The organism is Clostridium carnis, from assembly GCF_054657435.1.
In genome coordinates this window covers 1195822-1210656 of the sequence record NZ_BAAHYS010000001.1, presented here as the reverse complement: position 1 = coordinate 1210656, position 14835 = coordinate 1195822, and the positions used below count along the sequence as shown (strand labels likewise).

16 protein-coding genes and 1 other annotated feature (1 of these 17 only partly in view) are annotated in these 14835 nt (G+C 29.3%); of the genes, 12 read left to right on the top strand and 4 right to left on the bottom strand.

Annotation, left to right across the window (positions count from 1 at the left end):
• Positions 1 to 130: a binding site (T-box leader), on the top strand (it extends 111 nt beyond the left edge of the window).
• A 67-nt stretch (positions 131 to 197) separates the two neighbouring features.
• From metG (ACYQ1T_RS05600) to ACYQ1T_RS05545, 12 genes are all read left to right on the top strand, one after another.
• Positions 198 to 2141 carry a methionine--tRNA ligase gene (metG, locus tag ACYQ1T_RS05600; protein WP_459832731.1) on the top strand — a complete coding sequence of 648 codons (1944 nt, stop codon included), beginning with the start codon at positions 198 to 200 and terminating at the stop codon, positions 2139 to 2141.
• Between the two features lie 86 nt (positions 2142 to 2227).
• On the top strand, positions 2228 to 2455 hold the full coding sequence (locus ACYQ1T_RS05595; RefSeq protein WP_459832728.1) for a DUF2164 family protein: 228 nt from the start codon (positions 2228 to 2230) through the stop codon (positions 2453 to 2455).
• A gap of 29 nt (positions 2456 to 2484) precedes the next feature.
• The gene (metG, locus tag ACYQ1T_RS05590) at positions 2485 to 4113 is read left to right on the top strand and encodes a methionine--tRNA ligase (protein WP_459832726.1); all 1629 of its coding nucleotides are present in this window, start codon (positions 2485 to 2487) and stop codon (positions 4111 to 4113) included.
• Between the two features lie 202 nt (positions 4114 to 4315).
• Positions 4316 to 5101 (top strand): TatD family hydrolase, encoded by a 786-nt coding sequence (locus ACYQ1T_RS05585; protein WP_459832723.1) that lies wholly within the window; start codon positions 4316 to 4318, stop codon positions 5099 to 5101.
• A 261-nt stretch (positions 5102 to 5362) separates the two neighbouring features.
• Positions 5363 to 6415, top strand: a complete 1053-nt coding sequence (locus ACYQ1T_RS05580; RefSeq protein WP_459832721.1) for a resuscitation-promoting factor — start codon at positions 5363 to 5365, stop codon at positions 6413 to 6415.
• A 195-nt stretch (positions 6416 to 6610) separates the two neighbouring features.
• Positions 6611 to 7165, top strand: coding sequence for a ribonuclease M5 (gene rnmV, locus ACYQ1T_RS05575; protein WP_459832719.1), 555 nt, complete (start codon positions 6611 to 6613; stop codon positions 7163 to 7165).
• Complete coding sequence (gene rsmA / locus ACYQ1T_RS05570) at positions 7165 to 8007, top strand: 16S rRNA (adenine(1518)-N(6)/adenine(1519)-N(6))-dimethyltransferase RsmA (protein ID WP_459832716.1); 843 nt, start codon at positions 7165 to 7167, stop codon at positions 8005 to 8007. Before rnmV ends, rsmA begins: the two co-directional genes overlap by 1 nt.
• 158 nt (positions 8008 to 8165) lie before the next feature.
• On the top strand, positions 8166 to 9410 hold the full coding sequence (locus ACYQ1T_RS05565; RefSeq protein WP_459832714.1) for a DUF7922 domain-containing protein: 1245 nt from the start codon (positions 8166 to 8168) through the stop codon (positions 9408 to 9410).
• A gap of 91 nt (positions 9411 to 9501) precedes the next feature.
• Positions 9502 to 9999: a hypothetical protein gene (locus tag ACYQ1T_RS05560; RefSeq protein WP_459832712.1), complete on the top strand. Its 498-nt coding sequence runs from the start codon at positions 9502 to 9504 to the stop codon at positions 9997 to 9999.
• Positions 10000 to 10130: 131 nt separating this feature from the next.
• Positions 10131 to 10973, top strand: a complete 843-nt coding sequence (locus ACYQ1T_RS05555; protein ID WP_459832709.1) for a YhfM domain-containing protein — start codon at positions 10131 to 10133, stop codon at positions 10971 to 10973.
• A gap of 4 nt (positions 10974 to 10977) precedes the next feature.
• Entirely contained in the window at positions 10978 to 11820 is an 843-nt protein-coding gene (locus tag ACYQ1T_RS05550; protein WP_459832707.1) for an Mrp/NBP35 family ATP-binding protein, read from the top strand.
• A 70-nt stretch (positions 11821 to 11890) separates the two neighbouring features.
• Positions 11891 to 12079: a ferredoxin gene (locus tag ACYQ1T_RS05545; RefSeq protein ID WP_459832704.1), complete on the top strand. Its 189-nt coding sequence runs from the start codon at positions 11891 to 11893 to the stop codon at positions 12077 to 12079.
• A 46-nt stretch (positions 12080 to 12125) separates the two neighbouring features.
• On the opposite strand, the gene ACYQ1T_RS05540 is transcribed toward ACYQ1T_RS05545, so the two are convergent.
• The 4 genes from ACYQ1T_RS05540 to ACYQ1T_RS05525 all read right to left on the bottom strand — a co-directional run bounded on the left by ACYQ1T_RS05540 (position 12126) and on the right by ACYQ1T_RS05525 (position 14698).
• Positions 12126 to 12332: a hypothetical protein gene (locus ACYQ1T_RS05540; protein WP_459832701.1), complete on the bottom strand. Its 207-nt coding sequence runs from the start codon at positions 12330 to 12332 to the stop codon at positions 12126 to 12128.
• Positions 12333 to 12392: 60 nt separating this feature from the next.
• A complete protein-coding gene (locus tag ACYQ1T_RS05535; RefSeq protein ID WP_459832699.1) occupies positions 12393 to 13238 on the bottom strand; it encodes a DegV family protein in 846 nt (281 codons plus the stop codon).
• 149 nt (positions 13239 to 13387) lie between these two features.
• Positions 13388 to 13849, bottom strand: coding sequence for a PadR family transcriptional regulator (locus tag ACYQ1T_RS05530; RefSeq protein ID WP_459832697.1), 462 nt, complete (start codon positions 13847 to 13849; stop codon positions 13388 to 13390).
• 3 nt (positions 13850 to 13852) lie between these two features.
• A complete protein-coding gene (locus ACYQ1T_RS05525; protein ID WP_459832694.1) occupies positions 13853 to 14698 on the bottom strand; it encodes a DegV family protein in 846 nt (281 codons plus the stop codon).
• Positions 14699 to 14835 lie beyond the last annotated feature (137 nt).

The following is a 14835-nucleotide window of genomic DNA, read 5'->3' as shown; positions in this document are numbered from 1 at the left end:
GAGCTTTATTAAAAGTTAGGGGAATGCGGTGGCAACCGTTATATTGCAAGGTGATACTAGTCACCTAATGAGTTATTTATTGTGAAATAAATATAAAATAGAGTGGTAACACGTATAATACGTCTCTATATGGGTTTAAATACCTATATAGGGACTTTTTTTATAAATAAAAGGATAAAAATAAGGGAGGAAAAACCATGTGTAAAAAACCATATTATATAACTACACCAATTTATTATCCATCAACAAAGCTTCATATAGGAAATACTTATACAACTGTTGCAGCAGATGCTTTAGCTAGATATAAGAGATTAACAGGATATGATGTAATGTTCTTAACAGGAACAGATGAGCATGGACAAAAGATTCAAAGAATAGCAGAAGAAAAGGGTATAACTCCAATTGAACATACAAATGAAATAGTTGCAGGAATTAAAGACCTTTGGAAAATGATGAATATTAGTTATGATAAGTTTATAAGAACAACTGATGATTATCATATAAAAGCTGTTCAAGATATATTTAAAAAGTTATATGATAAAGGAGATATTTATAAGTCTTCATATGAGGGATTATATTGTACTCCATGTGAATCATTCTGGACAGAAACTCAATTAGTTAATGGTAATTGTCCAGATTGTGGTAGACCAGTAGAAAAATCAAAAGAAGAAGCTTACTTCTTTAAAATGAGCAATTATGCAGATAAATTAATGGAATATATAGAAACTCATCCAGAATTTATTCAACCAGAATCAAGAAAAAATGAAATGGTTAATAACTTCTTAAAGCCAGGTCTTCAAGATCTTTGTGTATCAAGAACTAGCTTTAATTGGGGAGTTCCAGTTACGTTTGATGAAGGTCATGTTGTATATGTTTGGATAGATGCACTTTCAAACTATATAACTGCTTTAGGTTATGGAAGCGATAATAAAGAATTATATGAAAAATTCTGGCCAGCAGATGTGCATTTAATAGGTAAGGATATATTAAGATTCCATACTATTTATTGGCCAATAATGTTAATGGCATTAGATTTACCACTACCTAAGCAAGTATTTGGACACGGATGGTTACTTGTTGATGGTGGGAAAATGTCAAAGTCAAAGGGAAATGTTGTTGACCCTGTAACTTTAGTGGAACATTTTGGTGTTGATGCAGTAAGATATTATCTATTAAGAGAAATACCATTTGGTTCAGATGGATTATTTAATAATGAAATATTTATAAAGAAAATAAATTCAGATCTTTGTAATGATTTAGGAAATTTACTTTCAAGAACTGTTGCAATGGTTGAAAAATATTTTGGTGGTGTAATACCTGCTCCAACTGTTAAGGAAGCAATTGATGATGAACTTATAAACTTAGCTCTAGAAACACCTAAGAAGGTAAATAAAGCTATAGATGAGTTAAGAATTCCAGAAGCTTTAGAACATATATTTAACCTAGTAGGAAGAGCTAATAAATATATAGATGAAACAACTCCTTGGATATTAGCTAAGGATGAAGAAAAGAAAGAAAGATTAGGAACAGTATTATATAATTTAGCTGAAAGCTTGAGATTTTCTTCAGTACTATTATCAGCATTTTTACCTGAAACAAGTGAAAAAATAAATGTACAATTAAATACTAATGTTACTGAATGGGATTCAATTGCAGGTTTTGACGGAACTACTCCAGGAACAGAAGTTAAAAAAGGCGAAGCCTTATTCCCAAGAATAGATGTTGATAAAAAATTAGCTGAGCTAGAAGCTTTAAGAGAAGCTCAATTAGCAGAAACTAAAAAAGATGAAAAAAGAGAAATGATTCCTATAAAAGAGGAAATTACAATAGAAGACTTTGAAAAAATAGATTTAAGAGTTGTAAAAGTATTAGATTGTGAACCAATTAAAAAAGCTAAAAAGCTATTAAAACTAAAAATAGATTTAAATGGGGAAGAAAGACAAGTGGTTTCAGGAATAGCTCAATACTACAAACCAGAAGATTTAGTTGGAAAGTATGTAGTTTTAGTTGCTAACTTAAAACCAGTTACTTTAAGAGGTGAGTTATCACAAGGAATGATCTTAGCAGCAGCAACAGATGATGATAGTTTATTAAAAGTTGTAAATCCAGGTGAATTACCAACTGGAAGTCAAGTAAGATAAATTTTAAGTATTAAGGAGGATAGGGGGACCTATCCTCAATTTTTTATAAAATAACTAACACAATTTAATAAAAAGGTGGTGTTATAATGAAAAAAAGATTTGAATTATCTAAAGAAAAGAGAGAAAATTTAAAAAATGAAATAAAAACTTATTTCTATGAAGAAAGAGATGAAGAGTTAGGTGATTTAGCAGCAAATATGATCTTAGAATTCTTTATGGATAAATTAGCAACAGAATTTTATAATCAAGGAGTAGAGGATTCTTATAAATATATTATAGATAGAGCTGAAGATTTACTCGGAATACAAAAATAAAGCAATAAGAAAATAGTAAGGGGATATTTATGAATATTATTATAGGAAATGCATGGCCATACGCTAATGGGCCACTTCACTTAGGAAGAATAGCTGTATTGTTACCAGGGGATATAATTGCAAGATATCATAGACTTATGGGGGATGAAGTTATATTTTTATCGGGAACAGACTGTCACGGAACCCCAGTAACAATGAAGGCTAAAGAAGAAGGAATAACACCATTAGAAGCATCAATAAAATACCATGAAGAATTCCAAAGATGTTTTAATGAGTTGGGGTTTTCTTTTGATATATTTGCCAAAACACACTCAGAATATCATGAGGCTAAGGTTCAGGAATTTATATTGCAATTATATAACAGTGGGTATATATATGAAAAAGAAGTTGAGCAAATATATTGCGAAAAATGCAATGAATTCTTATCTGATAGATATATTGAGGGAAAATGTCCCTATTGTGGTGAAAATGTAGATGGAGAACAATGTGATAATTGCTCCGAAGTGGTAGAGGTAGAAGAGCTTATAGATAAAAGGTGCAAAATATGTAAAAGTAAGCCTATAGTTAAGGAAACTAAACATCTATTTTTTACACTGTCTAAGTTTGAAAATGATGTTAAAAGATTGGTTATAAGACAACATGGATGGAGAGAAAATGCACAAAAAATAGTAAATAGGTATTTAAGTGAAGGACTTAGAGATAGAGCTGTAACAAGAGATTTTAATTGGGGTGTAGATGTTCCGCTACAGGGATATGATGATAAAAAAATATTCGTATGGATAGAAGCTGTTATGGGGTATCTAACTGCTAGTATGAAGTGTCTTGAAGAAAGAGATGAGGACTGGAAAGAATATTGGCAGGGGGAAGATTCACGTGTATATTTTGTCCATGGAAAAGATAATATACCATTCCATACAGTAATATTTCCAGCTATATTAGCTGGACTTGGAATTAAAAATCCAAATTTAAGAGTGATATCTAGTGAATATTTAAAACTAGAAGGAAAGAATTTTTCTTCAGTAAAAAATTGGGCTATATGGGTAGATTATATAGTTAAAAATTATAATGTTGATTCAGTTAGATACTATTTAGCACTAAATTCTCCAGAGATAAAAGATACAGATTTTACATGGAGGGATTTTATAAATACAAATAATATAGATTTAATGAATGGTTTAGGAAATTTTGTAAATAGAACTTTAGTATTTGTTCAAAAAAACTTTAATTCTAGAATTCCAAAAGGAAATATGCCTAAAAATTTACAAGATGAAATATTAAATTTATACTTTGATGTTGGAGATAAAATTGAAGAGGGACAATTTAAAGGTGCATTAAATGATATTTTTAAATTTATTAAGAAAATGAATAAGTTTTTTGATGATTCTAAGCCATGGATATTAATAGAAAAGGATAGAAAAAAAGCTGGAGAGATAATTTATATTTGTATTCAATCTATAATAAATATTTCCAATCTTTTAGAACCTTTTATGCCATTCACTTGTGAAAAAATAAGAGGGTTCTTGTACTTAAAAGAACCTATTTGGAGCATTATAGAGAAACATGAAGGATTAATCAAAGAAGTAGATACGTTATTTCAAAAGATAGACAGAAAGAATTCTGTAGAAGAGTTTAGAAAACTTAAAGAAAAAAGGCTATAAAAGGGGAAAACCCTAGAGGTTTTAATCATTTTGGGGGACGATTAATCTCTAGGGACCATTCTATTAAGATGGTTTTAGGGGTAAATAATAATGCTTTAACTACTTTACAATTTTAATGATATATTAAAAGTATGTCAGTTATGTGACAAAAAAATAAAGAAAATATTAAGTTGGAAAATAGAGGATTAAGGAGGAATTTAAAGTGAATAATGAATATATAATTTTTGATACACATGCACATTATGATGATGAAGCTTTTGATGAGGATAGAGAAGAAGTTTTTAAGGAAATTAAGGAAAATGGTGTAATAGGAATTTTAAATTGTGCATCAAGCTATAAAAGTTTAAAAACTACTGATGAACTAACTAAAAATAATGATTTTATATATGGTGCATTGGGGATACATCCAGAAAATGCAAATGAATATAGTAATGAAGTAAGAAAAGAAATCATAGAATTTATAAATAATAATAAAAAAATATTGGCTATAGGTGAAATAGGACTTGATTATTATTGGGATGAAAATCCACCAAAAGAAGTTCAAAAACAAGTTTTTAGAGAGCAAATGAAATTAGCAAGTGAGTTAAAGCTTCCTGTAGTAATACATGATAGAGATGCACATGGTGATACTTTAGAAATATTAAAGGAATTTAAGGAAGTAAAAGGTATAGTACATTGCTTTTCAGGAAGTGTTGAATTTGCAAAAGAATGTGTAAAATTAGGATATTATATTGGTGTTACAGGAGTAGTAACATTTAAAAATGCTAAGAAAATAGTTGATGTAGTAAGAGAAATACCAATAGAAAAATTACTTGTTGAAACTGACTGTCCATATATGGCCCCTGTGCCTAATAGAGGAAAGAGGAATAAATCAGACTATATAAGACATATAATAGAACAAATAGCTGAAATAAAAGAATTAACCCCAAAAGAAGTTAATACAGTAGTAAATGATAATTTTAATAACTTGATTAGAAATGGAAAATAAAGTAAAATTAGGTTATTAATATTTTTTACCTAATTAAACTAAACTTTGCATACAGAAGATTTTTAATGTTAAGGAATGGAATCTACTTAAACAAAATACAAGCTGCAAACTCAAATTGCTATTATTTATTTTTATAATTTTTACTATGCATAGAGTGCATTTTATACGCAGTTTTATTTATGCAAGAGGTGTCGAATTTGACAAAGCGTAGTATTTCAAGATATAATGCTAAAGACGCTCTTGCCAAAGGAGGTAAAGTAGATGATAGAAAAATGTAAGGATTTCCTGAAAAAGAATTTTTCTAACAGTCCAAAGGCAAAAATACTAATAGGTGCTACTGTATTGGTAGCAGTACTAACGGTGACGTTCATTAACATGAGAAAGACATTAACTATAAGAATAGACGGAGAAGAAGAAACATTTGTCACATATAAAGGGACTGTTAAAGATGTGTTGGATTCTAAGGGGGTAGAAATTGCACCTAAGGATAAAGTTCAACCAGCTTTAGATAACAGAGTATCTGAGAAAGATACAATATCTGTTAAAAAGGCTATTTCAGTAGATTTGACTGTAGGTGAAAAACAAATACAAATTGATACTGCAGAAGATACTATTGGAGAAATGCTTAAATCAGAAACAGAGGAACTAAAGAGTCAAGGTATAGAATTTAAGGATGGAGTTGATGAAGTAAGTCCATCACTTGAAACTAATATTACTAAGGACTTAAAAATTCAACTTGTTAAAGTTGATGTAAAAAGCGAAATCGCTAAAGAAGCCATTGCTTTTGACACTGACGAGCAAACAGATTCAAGTCTTGACGTTAGTGTAGAAGAGGTAAGACAAAATGGAGCTACTGGAGAGAAAGAAGTTACTTATGAAGTGATTTATAAAGATGGCAAAGAGGTATCCAGAAATATTAGAAGCTCTAAAGTACTAGCAGAACCAGTTACTAAAGTAATAGTAAGAGGGACAAGGCAAACATTTGCTAGTAGAGATGGTCAGGTATTAGATTATAAAAAACTAATATACTGCGAATCAACAGCATATCACGGTGATGGTATAACTGCGACTGGAACGGTTCCAGTAAGAAGTGAAGGCGGAATAAGTACTATTGCTGTAGATCCTAGAGTAATTCCATTGGGATCATTAGTATATGTTGAGGGATATGGAAAAGCTATAGCATCAGATACTGGTGGAGCTATCAAAGGAAACATAATTGATGTATTTGTTAATTCACAGGAAGAGGCCTATGGCTGGTGGGGAAGACGATACAATGTACCAGTATATATTTTAGCTTACCCAGGAGAATGGTAAAATAAAAAGACGCTCAATTGAGTGTCTTTTTATTTTTTAGAAAATTTTTTAAATTAAAGGACATATTTCAATAAGAGATAGTATTAAATCTAATTACAAAGCTTATAAATTTGACATAATACTTATATAAGGATAAATTAATAGGTAGGAAGAAACAAAGAATAGGCGTAATAGGCACGGAAAGGAAGTTAAACTTTGATTAAGGAAGTTATAGTAGTAGAAGGAAGAGATGATATAACTGCTGTGAAGCAAGCTGTAGAAGCTGAGGTTATAGCGGTAGGTGGATTTGGTATAAATGCTAAAGTAATAGATAGAATAAGAGAAGCACAAAAAAGAAAGGGTGTAATTGTATTAACAGATCCCGATTTTGCAGGTGAAAAAATTAGAAGTATTATCGCAAAGCGTGTAAAGGGAATAAAGCATGCTTATATAGCTCAAGAAGACGGAATAAAGGGTGATGATATAGGTGTTGAAAATGCAACTCCAGAAGTTATTATAGAAGCCCTAAATAGGGCTAAAATTTCAGAAGAAGTAGTAGAAGAAATATATACTCCTCAAGATATGTTCTATTTTAAATTAACAGGAGATGCTACTTCTAAAAAGAGAAGAATAATATTAGGAAAAGAATTAGGAATAGGGTATGGTAACGCAAATCAAATGTTAACAAGGTTAAATAAGTATGCTATAACAAAGGAAGAGTTTGTTAAGGCTATTAAAGCTATAGAAAAAGAAATGGAGGAAAATAATTAGTGGAAATACATGATATAAAAACTGCTGAGCTTGTAAAAAAGTATAATTTTAAATTTTCAAAGAGTCTAGGACAAAATTTTTTAATAGACGATTCAGTTCCAAGAGATATAGTTAGTGGAGCAGAGGTTGATGAAAATGATTTAGTAATAGAAATAGGCCCAGGGGTTGGTACACTAACGGCTAAGCTTTTAGAAAAAGCTAAAAGAGTAGTTGCTATAGAATTAGATAATGATTTAATTCCAATATTAGAACAAGAGCTTGGAGATAATCCAAACTTTATGCTTATACATAATGATGCCTTAAAAGTTGACTTTAACGAAATAATAGGAGATGAAAAAAGTGTAAAGTTAGTAGCCAATTTACCATACTATGTTACAACTCCAATTATAGTAAAGCTTTTAAAGGAAAATTATCATTTTAAATCATTAACTATAATGATACAAAAAGAAGTGGCAGAAAGAATGAATGCAGAGCCAGGAAATAAAGATTATGGTGCTCTTTCACTTTTAGTTCAATATTATTGTAATACTCAAATAGTAAGAAGAGTTCCACCACAATGTTTTATTCCAAGACCAAAGGTAGATTCAATAGTAATAAGATTGGATAGGTTAGAAGAACCAAAGGTTAAGGTTACAGATGAAAAGTTATTTTTTGATATAATAAGAAATTCATTTAATATGAGAAGAAAAACTTTATGGAATGGTGTTAAAAATATAGGGTTAGATAAAGAAAAGTTAGAGATAGCTTTTAATAATGCAGATGTAGATCCAAAGAGAAGAGGAGAAACATTAAGCATACAAGAGTTTGCAACATTAGCAGATAAAATTAAGGAGCAATTTTAAACAAGAGATTATATAATATCATAGATAAAGTATATTAACAAAAACTCGTAAGAAATTTGATGGAATATCAAATATTCTTACGAGTTTTATTTTTAACATATTTGTATATGCCATGCATATAATATATTGAATTAATCTAAAGTGGAGGTTCTAGAGGTTTGTCACAAGTAAATAAGTTGTATAGAAATTTTATTATTTTACAAGAGGATGAAAGGGGCTACTCTAATGAGAGCGACAAAACCTTATCAGGATATTCGAAGATAGAAGCAAAGGGAGATAAATGTAAGATATCTTTTTATGCTCAAAATCTAAGAACAGATAGCGATGATTATTGTATCATGCTTATATGCAATAAAAAAGATTCAAAGAAGCTTATCAATTTAGGAAGAATCGCTATATCAGATGGGGGAAAAGCCGAAGTTACAAAGGAATATTATATTGATAACATAGCAGGGCTAGATATTTCTTATGATAAAATATCAGGAGCTGCAATTGTTAAAATGAAGGATGGAACTCCAATATTTATAATGTGTGGCTTTATGAATGGAGAACAGCCAAATGATAATTGGAAAAATTATAAGGTTGTTATGGGCTGCGATGGAGAAATGAAGACAAAATATAAAAAGGAATTACCAAAGAAAGAAAAAGAGTCTGATAAGAAGGACAAGAAAAAGGATAAGAAAAAAGATAAGTGTAATAGAACAGAAGAAGAATCTTCTAATGAATCAATTGATAGTGAGGTAAAAGAGTCTGAAGAAGTAGAAGTAAAAGAAGATGTAAAAGAAGAAGTGAAAATTAATGAGGAAGAAACAAGAGACTTACCTGAAACAGAGGAGAATGTAGAAGAAAAGGATAATTCAAAAGCTGACAAAAATAATGTAGAAGAAAATAATGAGATAAATGAAGACACAAGCAAAACCGAAAATAATAAATTTGAAGAATATGAGGCAAGAATTGAACAAGTTTCAGATGAGTTTTCAGTTAGAGGAAGTGTTGGAGAGTATTTCGAAGGAATAGCTAATGGATTTGAACATTATAGAGATGGCTATGATGAAATTAAAAATTGTAAGTGGTATAAAGTGCCGGTAAATGACTTATATGAAATGTGCAATATGTCAAATTACAATAAATATACTGTTGCATATTATCCAATGTTAAATTACTATCCTTACATTAAAAAGCATGGATATTTTATGTTAGGATATAAATGCGACAAAGATGGTAATTTAAAATATATAGTCTATGGTGTTCCAGGAAAGAGAGATAAGGATGATCAGCCATACGAAGGAAAGACAGGTTTTGTTACTTGGATTAGTAATAAAGATGAAAATAGGGAAGAACTAGGGTGTTGGTTAATGTTCTATGATTTTAGAAATTCAACTGTTGTTGTACCTATGCAATAGGTATAATATAAAAAGCTGTACTTATTAAATCCTAATGAGTGTCTAAATGAATAAGAAGCAAATCTATATAGTAACCCTACTAATATTCCTTATGTTTGTAATAGTATGTATGGCAAGCATATTTTCAGATGATATAAGAAAAATTGCATTTTCAAACAATAATATAAATAGTTTTAAAGAATATAAGGTGGGAGAAGAAAATAATGAGGTCTTATTACCAGAAATATGGTCTATAGAATCTCAAGAAAATAATATAGATGGAAAGAGCTTAAAGGTTAAAATTAAAGACAATAATAGCATGAAAGGTGAAATTATCATTTTAGATAGTAAAAAAGATATAGAAGTGTTAAGTGATGAAGTTGGAAATGAAGGTAAAAATAGAACTTGCTATAGTATAAATGAGAATAATGATAACTGGAAGATAATTTACTATGAAAATAATGATAATAAAACAAATTATAAAAATAAATGCTATTTAAAAAAATACTCTGAGGGAAAGATTCTTATGATTACCTTTAAATTTAAAGAAGCGGATTATAAACCTAGTATAAATGTAACATTAGATGAAATTGCAAAAACTTTCAGATAGGTTTGTAATAAAATTTGCTATTAAAGTATTAAAGTATTATAATTTATTTATAATTAGGAGAAGCTTAAGCTTCTCCTAATTACTTATAGAAGTAGGGATATAGTGAACTCTTTGAAAAGGAGAATGGTATAGTGAGAAAAAGAAAAATAGCTATTATTATGGTATTAATGATATCAATTATATTAAGTTTAGTTGGATGCGGGAAAATAGATGATATAAAAAAGAAGTTTGGAATGAAAAATGATTACTTTGAATTTTTAAATAGTGGAAGAGTAGATAAAATAAGTATTCAAAGTGTTAGAGATCCATCATTTAAATTTATAGTTACAGATGAGAAAGCTATAGCAAATATGTATACTCTTTTATCAAATGCAAAAGTAAGTGAAACAAAGTCAGAATTAAAAGCAGATTATATTTTTGAAATCAAAGTGGGGGATGAAGTTAAAAAATTTAACTACGTCGTAGGAGCAGATACTGGAAATTTCTATGATGATGAAAATATTTTTACAGCTTCTAAAAGATTAGATGAGGGACTGATACAAAATTTATCAGTTATTAGAAAACCAAGAGATTTCGAATATGTTTATTATAATTCAATTTTACATGCTTTAAATTTAAAAAAAGAAGAATTAAATAATGGAGTTCATAAAGTTGGAATTGATATTCAAGGAGACATAGAATGCTTAAAATATGTATTTTCCATAGATTTAGAGGACTTCTTAAAGAAGGCTAAAAAGATAACACCTGATGTAAGCATGGTTGATAATAATGCAAATGAATTTGACGTAATAATAACTATAAAAAATAGGGGATATGATTCGACTACATATAAGACTAATATATCTATCAACAACAAAGTTGATAAGACACAATATTATTATTATGTTTTAGGAAAAAATGAGTTTAAAGAATGGAATATTCAATTATATGAAGAAGGTAATGTACCAAAAGAAATAGAGAAGGAATGGTGGTAGTAATATGGGAAATTGTTCAAGTTGTCCAAGTAAGGATAAGTGTTCAACAAAGTCAGAGGGAGGAGCACAAGCCTGTGGTAAAATAACTCCTAATTATGGAAATATAAAAAATATAATTGGAGTAATAAGTGGAAAAGGTGGAGTAGGAAAATCTACTGTAACTGGTATTTTAGCTAGTACACTAAGAAAAAAAGGATATAAGGTTGGTATATTAGATGCAGATATTACAGGTCCATCTATGCCAAGATTCTTTGGAATTAATAATAAAAGAGCATTAATAGAAAGTATGGATGAAAATAATGTAATGTATTCACCAGTTCTATCAAAGGGTGGAATTAAGGTATTATCAATGAATTTATTAATACCAAATGAAGAGGAACCTGTAATATGGAGAGGTCCAGTTGTAACAAGCGTTTTAACGCAGATGTTTACAGATACTAAGTGGGGAGAACTAGATTACTTATTAATAGATATGCCACCAGGCACATCAGATGTAACACTAACTATAATGCAAAGTATTCCTATAACAGAACTTATTGTTGTTGCAACACCACAAGATATGGTTTCAATGATAGTAAAGAAAGTAACAATAATGGCTAATAAAATGGGTGTGAAAATTAGAGGGCTAATAGAAAATATGGCTTATATTAATTGTCCTGGATGTAACACTAAAATGAAAGTTTTTAGTAAAAAATCATCAGAAGAACATGCTGAATATTTAGAGTTACCTCTACTAGGAGAACTACCAATAAATTTAGAATTAACAGAAGCATTAGAAAATGGAGTTGCTGAAGATTATATAGTAGATAATGATTTATACTCATTAATTTTTGAAGCTTTATACTAAAAAATACATAAGAGATCTCTTACTAGGGCATATTATTATTGAATATTAGTAAGAAAGGAAGAGATTAATTATGAAAGCTAATGTAGATAAAGATACTTGTATAGGATGTGGATTATGTCCATCAATATGCTCAACTGTATTTGAAATGGACGATGACGGTAAGGCTACTACAATAGTAGATCCAGTACCAACAGATCATGAAGATGATGTTAGAGAAGCAGAATCAAGTTGTCCAGTAAATGCAATTTCAGTATCATAAATAAAAAGATGCTTGATAATTTCAAGCATCTTTTTATTTAATTAAATTAAAAAAAATCTATTAGCTTATCTTGGCAAATCCCTGGCTTATGATTATTACAATAACCAAAGCTACCAGATTGAGATGATATATTTACAGTACTTCCTACAGTTAAATATCCATTTACATCTGATAAAGGAACTTTTATTATAGTGTCATCTTCTAAAGCAACAAAAGCCTCAAAAGAACTATAGTCTATAACCTTACCTTTCAAAATAACACCACCTAATTATTATTGGTATTATTTTGTGCAATATGCAATTAAAAAATACAATTAATTTATTTTATGTATAGCAAGTCCTATCATTCCACGTCCAGAGTGAGCAGCAACCATTGCACCAACTGGAGCAATTCCCATTATTTCAACATTGTCAATAATTTTTAAAGATTCCATAAATGCAGTAGCTTCATCCATACAGCTACCTTCTAAAATCCAAACCTTGCATTTACCTTCAGCACAATGTTCTTTAACTATATCAAACATTTTAGAAAGAGATTGCTTTCTACCTCTAGCCTTTCCAGCTGCACAATAAACACCTTCATCATCAACAGAGATAATAGGCTTAAGATGAAGAACCTGGCCTATTGCCCCAGCCAATCTGCCTATTCTACCACCTTTTCTTAAGTATTCTAATGTATTTAGAGTAAAATAACCGTATATATTTTCACGGATTTTAGGTAGAGTTTCAATTATTTCTTCAAAGGTTTTACCTTTATTAACTAATTTTACTGCTTCTAAAGCTATAACTCCTTGAGGGTATCCAATAATTTTACTGTTATAAACGTATGATATTAAATTTGGATGTTCTTCTAATGCAAGTCTAAATGCATTAAATGTACCAGATAGTCCAGCAGAAACTGAAATTGCAATTACATGCGTATATCCTTCAGTTTCTAGTTTGCATAAAACCTTTTCAGCTGTTTCAGCACTAGGCAATGACGTTGTTGGTATTTCCTTTTCTAGAGAATTATAAACCTCTTCAGAAGTTATGTTTATTTTATCTTCAAATTCACCATAAGAATAGATTACTCTTAATGGAAATAGGTGAATGTTATTTTCCTTTAATGTATTTATTGATAAATCTGATGCACTATCAGTAATTATTGCTATCTTTTGCATAAAAATTGCCCCCCTATTATTAATTTAATCTCATTATATATCATACATGATAATTATATCAATAGTGATATAGTTATAAATAATGAAATAAATAATATTATTATTAAAATAAGCTTTTAATAGAAAAAAATAGAAGCAAATAATTGCTTCTATTTATATATATCTTTATATATTATTTTAAAAACTCTAAGAGCTTCTTCTATTCTAGGTTTCAAAAGATGTTTTCTAATTTCATATTCTTTAAGACCTAATGGTGTTAAAGAATAGAATTTTTGAAATTTTTTCTTTGGATCATCCCATTCACCAACTACAAATCCATCCTTTTCTAATTTCTTAAGTAATGGATATATACCGCCGGTGCTTGGAAGCCAAAGTCCATTGGTACGACTCCCAATTTTATGAGCTATATCATTACCATTTGTGGGTCCCATGGTAAGGATATGTAATACATATATAGGCAATAAACCTTTAGTAAAAACTTGGCCAACTGACTCTTTTTCTTTTTGAATCTTTTTTAATTCGGCTAATTTTTTTTTGTATTCTTCATGGATTCTTTGTTCCTCTTCTTTTATATCTTCAATAGTACTGAAGTTATAATTGAAATTATCCATATTTTAATCAACCTTTTGTATAGCCAAACCAAGTAAACCAGGACCTGCATGAACCCCTAGAGCAGGACTTATTTCAGACATTCCAATGTCTAAAATATTATTTAAAGACTTTAAGGATTCCATAAGTTTTTTACCTTCTTCTAAAGCTCCACCTTGTAAAACCCAAACTTTGCATGGTGAAGATTCTAAATGTGATTTTAAAATATCAGTAAGTTTTGAAAGTGCTTGTTTTCTTCCACGAGCCTTACAAACTGTATAATAAACACCATTCTCATCAACAGTTATAATAGGTTTTAAACTAAGCATTTCACCAATTGTTCCAGTAACTCTGCCTATTCTTCCACCCTTTTTTAGATATTCTAGAGTATTTAGAGTAAAATATCCTGTTATTTTAGAACTAATAGTAGGTATTAGTTCAACTATTTCTTCAAATGATTTACCTTCTTTTATTAATTTTGCAACTTCAAGTGCTACTAATCCTTCAGGAAAAGCAAGGATTTTAGTATCAAAAACATGAGAAATTAACTTTGGATGATCTTCTAAAGCTAATCTTACAGAATTAAAAGTCCCTGAAAGTCCACTAGATATAGTTATGGCAATAACATGTGTATAACCTTCAAGTTCTAATTGATTTAATATTCTATCAGTGTTTTCAGCACTTGGTAATGATGTTTTAGGTATTTCAGTATCTAAGTTACTATAAACTTTTTCGGCAGCAATATCTATTTTATCTTGGAAACATCCATGTGAATAGCTTATTAGTAATGGAAGCAACTTAATATTATTTTCTTCTAAAGTCTCTAAAGACAAATCACAAGCGCTATCTGCTAGTAATGCAATTTTTTGCATAAATATCCCTCCTAACAATTAATCCCATTTTTTATATAATAAAATTATAGCATAATGGTTAAATATATCAATAGTGATATAGTTTAAATTATCATTACTGATACAGTTTATACTTATATAAATTAAAATTCAAGATA

Excerpts from the sequence above, each read along its gene's own strand:
- metG (WP_459832731.1), top strand. The coding sequence starts at position 198 with ATGTGTAAAAAACCATATTATATAACTACACCAATTTATTATCCATCA.
- ACYQ1T_RS05595 (WP_459832728.1), top strand. The coding sequence starts at position 2,228 with ATGAAAAAAAGATTTGAATTATCTAAAGAAAAGAGAGAAAATTTAAAA.
- metG (WP_459832726.1), top strand. The coding sequence starts at position 2,485 with ATGAATATTATTATAGGAAATGCATGGCCATACGCTAATGGGCCACTT.
- ACYQ1T_RS05580 (WP_459832721.1), top strand. The coding sequence starts at position 5,363 with ATGATAGAAAAATGTAAGGATTTCCTGAAAAAGAATTTTTCTAACAGT.
- ACYQ1T_RS05560 (WP_459832712.1), top strand. The coding sequence starts at position 9,502 with ATGTTTGTAATAGTATGTATGGCAAGCATATTTTCAGATGATATAAGA.
- ACYQ1T_RS05550 (WP_459832707.1), top strand. The coding sequence starts at position 10,978 with ATGGGAAATTGTTCAAGTTGTCCAAGTAAGGATAAGTGTTCAACAAAG.
- ACYQ1T_RS05545 (WP_459832704.1), top strand. The coding sequence starts at position 11,891 with ATGAAAGCTAATGTAGATAAAGATACTTGTATAGGATGTGGATTATGT.
- ACYQ1T_RS05535 (WP_459832699.1), bottom strand. The coding sequence starts at position 13,238 with ATGCAAAAGATAGCAATAATTACTGATAGTGCATCAGATTTATCAATA.
- ACYQ1T_RS05530 (WP_459832697.1), bottom strand. The coding sequence starts at position 13,849 with ATGGATAATTTCAATTATAACTTCAGTACTATTGAAGATATAAAAGAA.
- ACYQ1T_RS05525 (WP_459832694.1), bottom strand. The coding sequence starts at position 14,698 with ATGCAAAAAATTGCATTACTAGCAGATAGCGCTTGTGATTTGTCTTTA.